Consider the following 14,687-nt stretch of genomic DNA (forward strand, 5'->3'; position numbering starts at 1 on the left):
CCCCAGCGGTCCGAGCGTGTCCCAACAGATGCACACCCGGTTCCCCGCGCGGGGCGCGGATCCGGCACAGTTGGGGACGTGCGTTTCCCCCCGGGCATGGTCGCCGTCGCGCTCCCCAGCGCCCTGGTCGCCGTGACCGCCACCCTGCTGCTCGTCGGGTCGGTCCAGCGGCGCAGCGGCCCGGACCGCCGGCCGTACGCGCTGCTGGCCGCCGCCGGCGGGTTCGCCCTGGTCGGCCTGCTGGTCGGGGTGGGCCTGGTGCTCGGTGACCCGCACCACCCGCCGCACCCGGCGCGACTCAGCGGGTGGCCCGTCCTGATCTCCGCCGCGGTGACGGTGAGCGGCCTGGCCGCCGCCGCCGGGCTGCTCCGCCTGCCCGGGGCGGTGGTGTCCCGGCCGGCGACCGCCCGGCTGCTGCTGGACGCGCTGATCGTCGCGACGGCCCTCTGGTTCGTCGGCTGGGTGCTCTTCTCCGCGCCGACCCGGCTGCTCGGGCCGGCCACCCCGGTGGCCTGCCCGGCGATCCTGCTGGCCACGGTCAACGCCGCGCTGACCGTCGGGGTGACCCTGACCGTGCTGCTGCGCGCCGCTCCGCCCCGGGGCCGGTTCGGGTTGCTCGGCATCGGCATCACCGCCAACGCCGCCGGCGGGCTGGGCGTGGCCGGCGGGGTCTGCCAGGCCGGCCCGGGGATGACCCTGACCAGCGCCGCGCTGCTCGCCGTGGGCCTGCTGGCGGTCGCGCTGGCGGTGCACCGGGTCGAGGCGCCGGGGCAGGTCGACGTCGACCTGATCCGCCGGGACGGCGCGTACGCCTTCGTCCCGATGTTCGCGATGGCGGCCTCGGCGATGTACCACCTGGCCCAGGGTGGGCGCTTCGACGCGCTCGGCATCGTCGCCGGCAGCGTCGAGGGGTTCGCGCTGGTGGCCCGGCAGTACCTCACCCTCAACGACATGCGTGGGTACGCCGGCCGGTTGGCCGAGCGCGAGAGACACTTCCGCGAGCTGGCCCACACCGACCCGCTGACCGGGCTGGCCAACCGGCGGGGCCTGCTGCGGGAGCTGCAACGCTGCGCCGACGAGGGCGTCGGGTGCGTGCTGCTCGGGCTCGACCTGGACGGCTTCAAGAACGTCAACGACATGCGCGGCCACGACGTGGGCGACATGGTGCTGGCCGAGGTGGGCCGGCGGCTGCGGGGCAACCTGCGCCCCGGCGACCTGGCCGCCCGGCTCGGCGGCGACGAGTTCGCCGTGCTGATGCGCGGCCGGCAGGCCGACGCCGACGTGGTCGCCGAGCGGCTGCTCGGGGTGCTCGGCCGGGCGTACGAGCAGCCGAACGGGCCGGTCTTCCTCTCGGTGAGCATCGGGGTGGCCGGGCAGTGCGGCGAGCCCGACTCGGTGGCCCTGCTGCGCCACGCCGACCTCGCCCTGCGCTACGCCAAGCAGCGCGGCAAGAACCGCATCGAGCGCTACGACGGCACGCACGACCAGCTCCTGCTGCGGCGGACCCGGCTGGAGCACGAGATGCGCGGCGCGATCGAGCGCGACGAGCTGCGGCTGGTCTTCCAGCCGGTCGCCTCGTTGCCGTCGGTCCGCCCGGTCGGCGCCGAGGCGCTGCTCCGCTGGCACCACCCGGAGCTGGGCAACGTCCGCCCCGACGAGTTCATCCCGCTCGCCGAGGAGTGCGGGATGATCGCCAAGCTGGGCGCCTGGGTGCTGCACCAGGCCTGCTGGCAGCTCTCCCGCTGGCTGGCCGACGGCCACGACGTCTGGGTCTCGGTCAACGTCTCCCCGCGTGAGCTGCACGCCCCGGAGTACGTCGTCCAGGTGGCCGAGGCGCTGCGCGCCCACCACGTGCCGCCGCAGCGGCTGGTGCTGGAGGTCACCGAGCACGCCGTCGCCACCGACCTCGACGAGCTGATCCGGCGGCTGACCGCGCTGCGGCGCACCGGGGTGCGGATCGCGCTGGACGACTTCGGCGCGGGCTACTCGTCCCTCGGCCAGCTGCGCCGGCTGCCGATCGACATCCTCAAGATCGACCACAGCCTGGTCGCCGAGCACGAGCCGGTCCGCCCGGTGGACACCGACGGGCCGGCCTTCGCCCCGATGGTCGACATCGTCATGCGCCTCGGGCACCAGCTCGGGCTGGAGGTGATCGCCGAGGGCGTCACCACGCCGACGGAGCTGGCCGCGGTGGTCGCCGCCGGCTGCCGGTTCGGCCAGGGCGCGCTCTTCGGCTGGGGCGTGCCGGCCGAGCACCTGGAGGCGATGCTGGACGCCGCCACCTCGCCCGGCGCCCGCCCGGGGCCGCTGCCGGCCACGCCGTTCGCCAGTGGGCGGCGGCCGGTGCCCGCGCCGCGCGTCGGTGGGACGGGATCCGCGCAGGTCGGACCGCTCGCGAAGCCCGCGACGGGAGACGGTGTCCCCCGTTCGTGAACCAACATGTGGGATCAGTTGACTCATCGCGTGAGATGCGTCAGGCTGGTCCACATGTCGTCGATCCCGTCGCAGCGAGTACTTACCTGAGCGCACTCTCCGTCACCGAGAGTGCGCTGGCCCCGTGCATCTGCACGAGGGCCGTTTTTATTGCCGTCGGACTTGACCGGGCGGGCCCCGCCCGCGTCGCACGTGTCGAAAGAGCCTCCACCCTCCAGCCGAAGGCCTGAACCGCCATGACGAGACCCACGCCAGAGACACTCGCCCATTCCGCCCGGCGGGCGCGCACGGCCACCGAGCCGGCCGGCGACGCCGACCACACCCCCGCGCCGCGCGGGGCCGCCGCGGCCACCCCGGCCGTACGGCAGCCCGCCCCGGCCCAGGTCTCCGGGGCCGGCTCGCTCGTGCGGTCCCTCGAGGCGCTCGGCGTCGACGTCGTCTTCGGCATCCCCGGCGGGGCGATCCTGCCCGCGTACGACCCGCTCTACGACTCGACCGTGCGCCACATCCTGGTCCGCCACGAGCAGGGCGCCGGACACGCCGCCACCGGGTACGCGCAGGCCACCGGCCGGGTCGGCGTCTGCATCGCCACCTCCGGCCCGGGCGCGACCAACCTGGTCACCCCGATCGCCGACGCGTACATGGACTCGGTGCCGATGGTCGCGATCACCGGTCAGGTCGCGCGGCCCTCGATCGGCACGGACGCCTTCCAGGAGGCGGACATCCAGGGCATCACGCTGCCGATCACCAAGCACAACTTCCTGGTCCAGACCCCGGAGGAGATCCCGCAGGTGCTGGCCGAGGCCTTCCACCTGGCCTCCACCGGGCGGCCCGGGCCGGTGCTGGTCGACATCCCCAAGGACGTCCTCCAGGCGCCGACCACCTTCGCCTGGCCGCCCACCCTGGACCTGCCCGGCTACCGGCCGACCCTGCACCCGCACGGCAAGCAGATCCGCGAGGCGGCCCGGCTGATGGCGATGGCCCGCCGGCCGGTGCTCTACGTCGGCGGCGGCGTGCTCAAGGCCGGCGCCACCGAGGGCCTGCGCAAGCTCGCCGAGCTGACCGGCATCCCGGTGGTCACCACGCTGATGGCGCTGGGCGCGTTCCCCGACTCGCACCGCCAGCACCTGGGCATGCCCGGCATGCACGGCACCGTCGCCGCGGTGTACGGCCTGCAGAAGTCCGACCTGATCGTGGCGCTGGGCGCCCGGTTCGACGACCGGGTCACCGGCCAGCTGGACTCGTTCGCCCCGGACGCCACGGTGGTGCACGCCGACATCGACCCGGCCGAGATCGGCAAGAACCGGCACGCGGACGTGCCGATCGTCGGTGACGCCAAGCACGTCATCGACGAGCTGATCGCCGCGGTCACCGCCGAGCGCAAGGCCGGCCACCGGTCCGACCTGGCCGACTGGTGGACCCAGCTGGACGACCTGCGCGAGCGCTACCCGCTGGGGTACGAGGAGCCGGCCGACGGCACCCTCGCCCCGCAGTACGTGATCAAGCGGCTGGGCGAGATCGCCGGCCCGGACGCGGTCTACGTGGCCGGCGTGGGCCAGCACCAGATGTGGGCCAGCCAGTTCATCTCGTACGAGAAGCCGGGGACCTGGCTCAACTCCGGCGGCCTCGGCACCATGGGGTACGCCGTGCCGGCGGCGATGGGCGCCAAGGTCGGCCGGCCGGACACGGTGGTCTGGGCGGTGGACGGCGACGGCTGCTTCCAGATGACCAACCAGGAGCTGGCCACCTGCGCGCTGGAGGGCATCCCGATCAAGGTCGCCGTGATCAACAACGGCAACCTCGGCATGGTCCGGCAGTGGCAGACCCTCTTCTACGGTGAGCGGTACTCCAACACCGAGCTGGGCACCCACAAGCACCGCATCCCGGACTTCGTCAAGCTGGCCGAGGCGCTCGGCTGCGTCGGCCTGCGCTGCGAGACCCCCGAGGACGTCGACAAGACGATCGAGGCGGCGATGGCGATCACCGACGCGCCCGTCGTGATCGACTTCGTGGTCGGCAAGGACGCGATGGTCTGGCCGATGGTGGCCGCCGGCACCAGCAACGACGAGATCATGTTCGCCCGTGGCGTCCGCCCGGCCTTCGACGAGGACGAGATCTGATGACTCTGCACACCCTTTCGGTCCTGGTGGAGAACAAGCCGGGTGTCCTGGCCCGGGTCTCCGGCCTGTTCTCCCGGCGCGGGTTCAACATCGACAGCCTCGCCGTGGGCGAGACCGAGAACCCGGACGTCTCCCGGATCACCATCGTGGTCAACGCCGAGTCGTCCCCGTTGGAGCAGGTCACCAAGCAGCTCAACAAGCTGGTCAACGTACTGAAGATCGTGGAGCTGGACCCGCAGGTCTCGGTGGCCCGGGAGCTGCTGCTGGTCAAGGTCCGCGCGGACCGCAACGCCCGGGCGCAGGTGCTGGAGACGGTCAACCTGTTCCGGGCCCGGGTGGTCGACGTCGCGCCGGACACGCTGACCATCGAGGCCACCGGCACCCCCGACAAGCTGGACGCGCTGCTGCGCGACCTCGAACCGTTCGGCATCAAGGAGATGGTCCAGTCCGGCACGGTGGCGATCGGGCGCGGCTCGCGCTCCATCACCGCCGGGCCCGCGCTGCGCGCCGCCTGATCTGACCTCGCCGGCGCTCCGCGCCGCCCGAACCACCGCACTAGTCCACGACGGGCCGCTCGGACCGCCGTACGAAAGGGAAGTCAATGAGCGTTGAGGTGTACTACGACGACGACGCCGACCTGGGCCTGATCCAGGGCCGCAAGGTCGCGGTGATCGGGTACGGCAGCCAGGGCCACGCCCACGCGCTGTCGCTGCGCGACTCCGGCGTCGACGTGGTGATCGGCCTGCCGGCGGGCTCGAAGAGCCGGCCGAAGGCCGAGGAGCAGGGCCTGCGGGTGCTCACGCCGGCCGAGGCGGCCGCCGAGGCGGACGTCATCATGATCCTGGCGCCGGACACCGCGCAGCGCGGCCTGTACGCCGAGGCGATCGCCCCCAACCTCGCCCCCGGCAAGGCGCTCTTCTTCGGTCACGGCTTCAACATCCGGTACGACCTGATCAAGCCCCCGGCCGACGTGGACGTGGCGATGGTCGCCCCGAAGGGCCCCGGTCACCTGGTCCGCCGCCAGTACGTCGACGGCAAGGGCGTGCCCTGCCTGGTCGCCGTCGAGCAGGACGCCAGCGGCACCGCGTTCCAGCTCGCCCTCTCGTACGCCAAGGGCATCGGCGGCACCCGGGCCGGCGCGATCCGGACCACCTTCACCGAGGAGACCGAGACCGACCTCTTCGGCGAGCAGGCGGTGCTCTGCGGCGGCGCGGCGGCGCTGGTGCAGACCGGTTTCGAGGTGCTCACCGAGGCCGGCTACGCCCCCGAGGTGGCCTACTTCGAGTGCCTGCACGAGCTGAAGCTGATCGTCGACCTGATGTACGAGGGCGGCATCGCCCGGATGCGCTACAGCGTCTCCGACACCGCCGAGTACGGCGACCTCTCCCGTGGCCCCCGGGTCATCGACTCCCGGGTCAAGGAGGAGATGCGCAAGATCCTCGGTGAGATCCAGTCCGGCGAGTTCGCCCGCGAGTGGGTGGCCGAGGACGAGGCCGGCCGGCCGAACTTCGCCAAGTGGCGGGCCGAGGGCGCGGCCCACCCGATCGAGGAGACCGGCCAGAAGCTGCGCGCCATGATGAGCTGGGTCGACCGGCCGATCACCGAGACCGCCTGACGCGCGGCCCCGCCCCGGCGGGGCCGCCGCGACGCGGCCCGCGACCCGACGCTCTCCCCGGCGTCGGGTCGCGGGCCGCGTTGTTTCGCGACCTCGCGCCGACGAGAAGGAAGCGCGTCGCCGCCGAGCCGGCGTGTCGCCGCGGACACTCCGGTGCCCGTCGAGCGGTATGCCGGACAGTCATTTTTATGCCGCTGAGGCATATCGCTCACCGCATGCCCCGCGTCGGTGTCCGTCACGCTGCGTGCGGGCTCATACCCCAGGCCGGTCCGTGGGCCCACCCGGCCCAGGTGGAACGGAGCGCACGGCGTCGGCCTCGGTGGCCGTCCGGTCCGCCTCGTGCTGGCGGCCGAGGCGGCCAGGACCGCGGCGAGGTGGGCCGGGCGGTGGCGGTGGCGCTGGGCCGGCTGCCCACCTGCTGGGACCGGGTGACCAACGCCTCGGCCAGCGGCGGGCCGAACCGGAGCGGCGCCCGCCGGGTCAGCCGGGCGCAGCCGGGCCGCGCCACCGGGTGGCCGGGTGAACGCGGGATGACGAGCGTGCGACGACCCTGTGTGAGGGCGCTCACCCCGCCGTCCGGGACACGTCGGGCATCGGGCCACCTACGATCCCTGGTAGGTGCGTAGCCGGCACCGACACGGCCATGGCACGGATCAGCGCAGGGCGCAGCGCGGCGTCCCGACGCCCCAGGCCGACCGCATACGACGTCTACGAGGACCGATGAATCCTGTCGTACTGATCGCCGAAGAACTCGCTCCCGCCGCCATCGAGGTGCTCGCCCACGACTTCGACGTACGCCACGTCGACGGCACCGATCGCCCGGCCCTGCTCTCCGCGCTCTCCGAGGCCGACGCGGTGATCGTGCGCAGCGCCACGCAGATCGACGCCGAGGCGATCGCGGCCGCGCCGCGGCTCAAGGTGGTCGCCCGGGCCGGCGTCGGGCTGGACAACGTCGAGGTGCCGGCCGCCACCGCGCGGGGCGTCATGGTCGTCAACGCTCCCACCTCCAACATCGTCTCCGCCGCCGAGCAGGCCGTCGCGCTGCTGCTCGCCGTCGCGCGCAACACCGCCGCGGCCAGCGCCGCGCTCAAGGCGGGGGAGTGGAAGCGGTCCAAGTACACCGGCGTCGAGCTGCAGGGCAAGACCGTCGGCGTGGTCGGCCTGGGCCGCATCGGCGTGCTCTTCGCCCAGCGCATCGCCGCCTTCGGCACCCGGCTGATCGCGTACGACCCGTACATCCAGCCGGCCCGGGCCGCCCAGCTCGGCGTCCGCCTGGTGGGCCTGGAGGAGCTGCTGCGGGAGAGCGACTTCATCTCCATCCACCTGCCGAAGACCCCGGAGACCGTGGGCCTGATCGGTGAGAAGGAGCTGGCGGTCGTCAAGCCCGGCGTCCGGATCGTCAACGCCGCCCGCGGTGGCCTGGTCGACGAGCAGGCCCTGGCCGACGCGATCGCCGAGGGCCGGGTCGCCGGCGCCGGCGTCGACGTGTACGCCAAGGAGCCCTGCACCTCCTCGCCGCTGTTCGCGTTCGACAACGTGGTGGCCACCCCGCACCTGGGCGCCTCCACCCACGAGGCGCAGGACAAGGCCGGGCTGGCCGTGGCGAAGAGCGTCAAGCTGGCGCTGCAGGGCGAGTTCGTGCCGGACGCGGTCAACGTGCAGGCCGGCGGTGTGGTCGCCGAGGACGTCCGCCCGCTGCTGCCGCTGGCCGAAAAGCTGGGCCGGGCCTTCACCGCCGTCGCCGGCGGGGTGGCCGCCAGCGTCACCGTCGAGGTGCGCGGCGAGATCGTCAACCACGACGTGTCGGTCCTCAAGCTCGCCGCCACCAAGGGGCTGTTCAGCTCGGTGGTGGAGGAGCAGGTCACCTACGTCAACGCGCCGCACCTGGCCGCCGAGCGGGGCGTCGAGGTGACCCTCGCGACGCACGCCGAGACGGTCGACCACCCCAACCTGGTCACCGTCCGCGGCGCGCTGCCCGACGGCCGTACGGTCAGCGTCTCCGGCACCGTCACCAACACCGGCGCCCGCGACGTCATCAAGCTGACCGAGGTGGACGGTTTCGACGTGGAGATCGGCGCGGAGGGCATCCTGCTCTTCCTGCGCTACGTCGACCGGCCCGGCGTGGTCGGCACGGTCGGCACCCTGCTCGGCGAGGCCGGCGTCAACATCGCCGCCATGCAGGTGGCCCGTCGGGAGGCCGGCGGCGAGACGCTGATGACCCTCACCGTCGACCAGGCGCTCGGGGCGGACCTGCTCACCTCGGCGGCCGACTCGATCGGCGCGACCTCGGCCAGCGCCGCCGACCTGCGCGACGAGTAGTACCCGTAGGCACGACGCAGGGGGGCCCGGCCGTCTCGGCCGGGCCCCTCGCCGTACGGCGGGTCAGCCCGCGACGCGGGACGGCGGCGGATAGACCGAGCCGTCCTGGGCGTCGAAGAGCATCAGGTCGTGCTGGCCGGCCAGCCGCTCGATGTCGAGCAGCACCTGGTCCGCGCAGGTCGGCACGAGGTTCAGCTCGACGTGGTCGTTGGCCGCGTGCAGCGGTACGACCTCCCACGGCGTACCCGGTACGACCCGCCGGTCCGGATAGCTCGCGGTGATGGCCCGGTAGAAGGCGACGACCCGCGGGTCGGGGTGCAGGTCATCGTGGCGTCCCTCGCGGCACCGCCGCACCGCCGCCCGGACGTCCTCCGGTGTCGCCCCGGCAGGCAGGGCCCACACGCTCAGATCGAAACTCACGGCGGACAGCGTGCCATCCGCCGTTCACCTTGCTGCAGGGACCCGCCGACGAGCGACTCCGAGAGTGACGCGAGGTCCGTACACGACGGTCCGCTGTGGAGACTCTTGCGTCGAGTTGCGTCGATTCGCTAGCGTACCGGTGCGGTCGCCGGCCGGGTGGAGCGTTCGGCCCGTCTTCGGGTGACGAGGTCAGGCGTTCCGGCCGACCGGTCCGCACCCCTCGATTGCGCGAGCCACGCGCACTCGTCGCTGACCGGCCCCCACGGTTGTTGCCGAGACCGTGGGGGCCGATCGCGGGCCCGCCGACCGCGCCACCCGAGTGGACCCCCGCCACCGGTCGGCCGACGTGCCCCCGCCCCACTCAGCGACGCCGGTGGGCGAAGAGCGCCTGATATCCCGAGCCGTTGCGGAACCAGGCCAGCCCGGTCGGGCCGGCCGCGTACAGCGCGGTGGCGTAGGCGTCCGCCACCGCCAGGTCGGGCCCGACGACGGTGGCGGCGACCAGCTGATCGGCCGGTTCGCCGGTGTGCGGGTCGACCACGTGGTCCCGGCGGCCCGTCACCCCGGAGGTGCCCACCGCGCCGGCCGTCATCTCCAGCACCAGCGGCGGGCGACGCCCGTCGGTCGGGTGGTGCACCGCGACCCGCCAGGGCCCGCCGTGCGCGGCGTGACCCCGCACGGTGAGGTCCGCGCCGGAGAGCACGGCGTAGTCGTGGATGCCGGCGGCGCGCAGCCGGGCCGCCGCCCGCTCCACCGCCCAGCCGTTGAGCAGGCCGCCCGGATCGAAACCGCCGGGTACGGCCCAGGCGTCGAACCAGCCGTCGGTGGCGGCGCGCATCGCCGCGCAGCGGTCCACCAGGTCCGCCAGCGGCGGGTACGACTCGGGCGCGATCTCGCCCCGGCGCAGCCGGGAGACCAGGCTGTCCGGCCGGCCGGGGCCGTAGGTGAGGTCGATGGCGCGCAGTTCGGCGACGGCGTCGCGCAGCGCGTCCCCGACCAGCCGGCGCCCGACGTGCTCGGGGGCGTTGAGCAGCAGCGAGTACTCGGCGGTGCTGGTGCGTACGGTGTGCCGGACGGCGATCCGGTCGACGGCGGCCTCGCCGGTGCGGTCGACCCGGTGGCTGCTGGTGCCGAGCCGCAGGTCCGGCCGGCGCCGGGCGAACGCCGCCTGGTCCACCCACCGGGTGCGGGGCTGCTCGTTCGTCCCGGCCGGTCGGTACCGCTGGTCGATCCGCATGACACCGCTCCTTCGCCGACGGCGCCGCGGCACCGCGGCGAATCCCGTCACGGGCCCCCGTGACCCGTTCGTCATCGACCATAGGCAGCGGACATGACCGCACCATGAATGTCACCTGGGAGCCTCCTGAGCATCGGCGTGTCCCGAATGTTGGAAGACGCGTACCGGGAAGCGGGACGGCGACGTACCGTGCACGTGAACGACGAGGTGAGGAGCGCCAGGTGGCACGGATCGCGGTGGTGGCCGGGGACGGTATCGGACCCGAGGTGGTCGCGCAGGCCCTCAAGGTCCTCGACGCCGTGCACCCCGGGATCGAGACCACCCGCTACGACCTCGGCGCGGAGCGCTACCACCGCACCGGCGAGGTGCTGCCCGACGCGGTGCTGACCGAGCTGGCCGGCCACGACGCCATCCTGCTCGGCGCCGTCGGCGACCCCTCCGTCCCGCCGGGCGTGCTCGAGCGCGGCCTGCTGCTCAAGCTCCGCTTCGCCTTCGACCAGTACGTCAACCTGCGCCCGTCGCGGCTCTGGCCCGGCGTGCCGGGCCCGCTGGCCAACGTCAAGCCCGGCGAGGTCGACCTGGTGGTCGTCCGGGAGGGCACCGAGGGGCTCTACGCGGGCGCCGGCGGCGTGCTGCACCGGGACACCCCGGCCGAGGTGGCCACCGAGGAGAGCCTGAACACCCGGCACGGGGTCGAGCGGGTCGTCCGGGACGCCTTCGCCCGGGCCGCCCGGCGCGAGCGCCGCAAGGTGACCCTGGTGCACAAGACCAACGTGCTGACCCACGCCGGTTCGCTGTGGGCGCGCGCCTTCGCCGCCGTGGCCGCCGAGCACCCGGACGTGACCACCGAGTACCAGCACGTCGACGCCGCCGCGATGTTCCTGGTGACCCAGCCCCAGCGCTACGACGTGGTGGTCACCGACAACCTCTTCGGCGACATCCTCACCGACATCGCCGCCGCGGTCACCGGCGGGATCGGGCTCGCCGCCAGCGGCAGCATCAACCCCGACGGGACGTACCCGTCGATGTTCGAGCCGGTACACGGCTCGGCGCCGGACATCGCCGGCAAGGGGCTCGCCGACCCGGTCGCCGCGGTGCTCTCCGCCGCGCTCCTGCTCGACCAGCTCGGCGACGCCGACGCCGCCGCGCGGGTGACCGCCGCGGTCGGCGTGGAGCTGGCCAACCGCACCCCGGGCGTACCGCTGCGCACCGAGGAGGTCGGCGACCGGCTCGCCGCCCACGCCGTGGCCTGACCGGCCACCGGCACGCTCCACCGGTCCGCCTCCGGGGTCCGCCGGACCCGGGGCGGGCCTTCTCGGCCCCGCCGTCGTCGCTGCTCCGCACGCCCCCGTGGCGCCCCCATCCGGGGCGTTCGATCCGCCGGGGCGGAGCTATCCGCTGAACGACCGTTCGGGGTAAGTTTCTGGCACCAGTGATTCGGTGTGCGATCCCGCACGCCGTCGACCCGCAGGGAGGTCAGCGCGATGAGCGGTGGTGACAAGCTCGATTTCGAGATCCGTCCGAATCCCGCACCGGTATCCGCCGCCGACCGGGCCGCCCTGCTGGCCAACCCGGGCTTCGGCCGGGTCTTCACCGACCACATGGTCACCATCCGCTACGCCGAGGGCAAGGGCTGGTACGACGCCCGGGTCGAGGCGCGTGCGCCGATCCCGATGGATCCGGCCAGCGCCGTGCTGCACTACGCGCAGGAGATCTTCGAGGGGCTCAAGGCGTACCGGACGGCGGACGGGGCGGTCACCATGTTCCGCCCCGAGGCCAACGCCAACCGGTTCATCGCCTCCGCCCAGCGGCTGGCCATGCCGGAGTTGCCGGCGGAGACGTTCGTCGAGTCGCTGCGCCGGCTGGTCGAGATCGACCGGGAGTGGATCCCCGACGGGCCGGACGCCAGCCTCTACCTGCGGCCCTTCATGTTCGCCAGCGAGGTCTTCCTCGGCGTCCGCCCGGCCAACGAGTACCTCTACTGCGTGATCGCCTCGCCGGCCGGGGCGTACTTCGCCGGCGGGGTCAAGCCGGTCACCGTCTGGGTCTCCCCGGACTACACCCGCGCGGCGCCCGGTGGCACCGGCGCGGCGAAGTGCGGCGGCAACTACGCCGCCTCGCTGGCGGCCCAGGCCGAGGCGATCGGGGCCGGCTGCGACCAGGTGGTCTTCCTCGACGCGGTGGAGCGCCGGTTCGTCGACGAGCTGGGCGGCATGAACGTCTTCTTCGTCTACGACGACAACACCCTGGTCACCCCGCCGCTGACCGGCACGATCCTGCCCGGCATCACCCGCGACGCGGTGCTCACCCTGGCCGCCGCGGCCGGGCACCGGGTCGAGGAGCGGCCGGTCAGCTTCGCCGACTGGCAGGCGGACGCCGCCAGCGGCCGGCTGCGCGAGGTCTTCGCCTGCGGCACCGCCGCGGTGATCACCCCGATCGGCCGGGTGCGCTTCCCCGACGGGGAGTTCCTCATCGGCGGGGGCGAGCCGGGCCGGTCGACCATGGCGCTGCGGGAGCAGCTGGTGTCGATCCAGCGCGGCGAGGCCGAGGACCCGCACGGCTGGGTGCGGCGCGTCCTCTGACGACCCGTACCGGCCGCCGGCCCGCCGCCGTGGTGCGGCGCGGCCGGCGGTCGGTCATCGCGGGCGGCCGGGGCGGGACGCGGGCTGGTCGAGCAGGTGGTCGCGGAGGGCGGTGAGCTGGTCGTCCGTGACTCCGGCGTGGCGCAGGTAGCCCTCGGCCGAGCCGTAGCCCTCGCGTAGCTCGCTGAGGAAGAGCATCATCGCCTCGGCGGGGGAGGAGAGGAATGGCGGCGGTGGCTCCTCGGCGTCCGGCATGGTGGCCCGGACCCAGGCGCTGAACCGCTCGGACGCGGCGGTGCTGAGCGCGTAGTCGGCGGCGACGTCCTCGTCGGGCACGCCGAGCACGGCCAGGGTGAGCGCGCAGACGATGCCGGTGCGGTCCTTGCCGGCGACGCAGTGCACGACCACCGGCGCGGTCGCGCTGTCGGCGATCAGCCCGACCGCCTCGGCCAGCCCGGCGGTGCCGGTGCGGGCGAGGTCGGCGTACCGGTCGGCGAGGTAGCGGGCCAGGTCGGACCCCGGCTCGTACCGGTGCTGCGCCCAGTCCGTGTGCTCCGGGTGGATGTGCCGGTAGGTGAGGCCGTCGTAGGCCGGCACCCGGCCGTCCCGCGCCACCTCGGTGGGGCGGCGCAGGTCGATGACGGTGCGGATGCCGAGCGCGGTGAACGCGGCCCGGTCGGTCTGGTCGATCCGGTGCAGCGAGTCGGAGCGGAAGAGCCGGCGGTGCCGGACGGTGCGCCCGTCCCGGTTGCGGTAGCCGCCGACGTCGCGGAAGTTGAACAGCGCGGGGAAGGGTGTCTCCGGGGCGTCCACCCCTGACACGGTAACGGCCGGCGGGGCCACGATGTGCCCCGCCGGCCGCTGGTTGCAGGTGCCTCCGTTACCGGGCCGTGCCCGGCGGAATCGACGAGTAGGTGTCGTCGTAGTAACCGCCGAGCTTGTCCCGGTACGCCGGGTCCGTGTCGGTCGTCTCGTCGTACTCGGGCGCGGCCTTGATCTGGTCCTTGCTCCGGTCGACGTAGACCTTCCGCTCGTCGTGGTCGACATGGTTGACGGTGCCGGCCGGCAGCATGACCTTCTTGCCGAAGATCCACGGCCCGGTGTCCACCACGAGGTAACTGGAACTCACCTCGTGACTGGCCCGGTCCACCTTGCCGATACCGCCGTCACTCGCCTCCACCTTGTAGCCGACCAGGTCGACACCGGTCACCCCGGCGTCGTCCCGGTAGCTCCACGGATCGAAGCGCCCGGCGGGCGCGCCGCCCGCGAAGGCGCCCTGACCACCCTGGGTCAGCGGATCCGGCGTCCCGTGGGTCGTTCGAGGGTCGAGCCGCTCCATGGCGTCAACACTCCCTTTCTCGACTTTCTCGGGGGATTTGCCTGTCGGATCACTACCTACCCGGTTGTGGGGATCGCTACACCGACCGGCCTCAGGCCAGCGCGGCCTGCGCGTCGAGGGCCACCGCGGCGGCGTGCACGACGGCGGCGATGCGCAGCCCCTCGTGCACCTGCTCCCGGGTGAACCCGGCACCACGCAGCGTCTTCTCGTGCGACTCCAGGCAGACGCCGCAGCCGGTGATCGCCGAGACGGCGAGGCACCACAGCTCGAAGTCGCCCTTGTCCACGCCCGGCCGGGCGATGATCTGCATCCGCAGCCGGGCCGGCATCGAGGCGTACTGGTCGTCGCCGATCAGGTGCTTGGCCCGGTAGTAGACGTTGTTCATCGCCATGATGGTGGCAGCGCCCTTGGCGGCCTCGATCGCCTCCGGCGTGAGGTGGGTGGTCGCCTCGTCGGCGATCTCCTTCAGCACGACCGGGTTACGCGCGGCGACCGCGCAGGCCAGGGCGGTGCCCCAGGCCTGCTCCGGCTTGAGGGTCGAGGTGCCGACGGTCGAGCCGAGGTTGAGCTTGATGTCCCTGGCGTACTCGGGCAGCGCCGCCTTGACCGCGTCCAGACCCAT

At 73.5% G+C, this 14,687-nt stretch carries 12 protein-coding genes; 7 read left to right on the forward strand and 5 right to left on the reverse strand.

All coding sequences use genetic code 11. The features are described 5' to 3' along the window. Positions 1–78 precede the first annotated feature (78 nt). The 5 genes from V6U89_RS01445 (at position 79) to serA (ending at position 8,487) form a co-directional block, all read left to right on the forward strand. Entirely contained in the window at positions 79–2,433 is a 2,355-nt protein-coding gene (locus tag V6U89_RS01445; RefSeq protein WP_334568748.1) for a putative bifunctional diguanylate cyclase/phosphodiesterase, read from the forward strand. 236 nt (positions 2,434–2,669) lie between these two features. Further along, a complete protein-coding gene (locus V6U89_RS01450) occupies positions 2,670–4,553 on the forward strand; it encodes an acetolactate synthase large subunit (RefSeq protein ID WP_334568749.1) in 1,884 nt (627 codons plus the stop codon). Next, a complete protein-coding gene (ilvN, locus tag V6U89_RS01455) occupies positions 4,553–5,068 on the forward strand; it encodes an acetolactate synthase small subunit (RefSeq protein ID WP_088963577.1) in 516 nt (171 codons plus the stop codon). The genes V6U89_RS01450 and ilvN overlap by 1 nt, the downstream gene beginning before the upstream one ends. Before the next feature lie 86 nt (positions 5,069–5,154). Continuing rightward, on the forward strand, positions 5,155–6,168 hold the full coding sequence (gene ilvC / locus V6U89_RS01460; RefSeq protein WP_210778156.1) for a ketol-acid reductoisomerase: 1,014 nt from the start codon (positions 5,155–5,157) through the stop codon (positions 6,166–6,168). A gap of 720 nt (positions 6,169–6,888) precedes the next feature. Next, complete coding sequence (gene serA, locus V6U89_RS01465) at positions 6,889–8,487, forward strand: phosphoglycerate dehydrogenase (protein ID WP_334568750.1); 1,599 nt, start codon at positions 6,889–6,891, stop codon at positions 8,485–8,487. 63 nt (positions 8,488–8,550) lie between these two features. Here serA and V6U89_RS01470 read toward each other — a convergent pair whose 3' ends face one another. After that, positions 8,551–8,907, reverse strand: a complete 357-nt coding sequence (locus tag V6U89_RS01470) for a hypothetical protein (RefSeq protein ID WP_210778159.1) — start codon at positions 8,905–8,907, stop codon at positions 8,551–8,553. 361 nt (positions 8,908–9,268) lie between these two features. Further along, positions 9,269–10,144: an FAD:protein FMN transferase gene (locus V6U89_RS01475; protein ID WP_334568751.1), complete on the reverse strand. Its 876-nt coding sequence runs from the start codon at positions 10,142–10,144 to the stop codon at positions 9,269–9,271. Positions 10,145–10,365: 221 nt separating this feature from the next. Between V6U89_RS01475 and V6U89_RS01480 the strand changes: the two genes are divergently transcribed. Further along, positions 10,366–11,397, forward strand: coding sequence for a 3-isopropylmalate dehydrogenase (locus tag V6U89_RS01480; RefSeq protein ID WP_334568752.1), 1,032 nt, complete (start codon positions 10,366–10,368; stop codon positions 11,395–11,397). Positions 11,398–11,628: 231 nt separating this feature from the next. Further along, the gene (locus V6U89_RS01485; protein WP_334568753.1) at positions 11,629–12,726 is read left to right on the forward strand and encodes a branched-chain amino acid aminotransferase; all 1,098 of its coding nucleotides are present in this window, start codon (positions 11,629–11,631) and stop codon (positions 12,724–12,726) included. Between the two features lie 54 nt (positions 12,727–12,780). Here V6U89_RS01485 and V6U89_RS01490 read toward each other — a convergent pair whose 3' ends face one another. The 3 genes from V6U89_RS01490 to V6U89_RS01500 form a co-directional block, all read right to left on the reverse strand. Next, positions 12,781–13,548, reverse strand: coding sequence for a tyrosine-protein phosphatase (locus V6U89_RS01490; protein WP_334568754.1), 768 nt, complete (start codon positions 13,546–13,548; stop codon positions 12,781–12,783). 58 nt (positions 13,549–13,606) lie between these two features. Further along, complete coding sequence (locus V6U89_RS01495; RefSeq protein WP_238450509.1) at positions 13,607–14,065, reverse strand: PRC-barrel domain-containing protein; 459 nt, start codon at positions 14,063–14,065, stop codon at positions 13,607–13,609. Between the two features lie 91 nt (positions 14,066–14,156). Beyond that, positions 14,157–14,687, reverse strand: coding sequence for a carboxymuconolactone decarboxylase family protein (locus V6U89_RS01500; RefSeq protein ID WP_334568756.1), 531 nt, complete (start codon positions 14,685–14,687; stop codon positions 14,157–14,159).

It is taken from the genome of Micromonospora sp. CPCC 206171 (assembly GCF_036906755.1).
GTDB lineage: Bacteria > Actinomycetota > Actinomycetes > Mycobacteriales > Micromonosporaceae > Micromonospora > Micromonospora purpureochromogenes.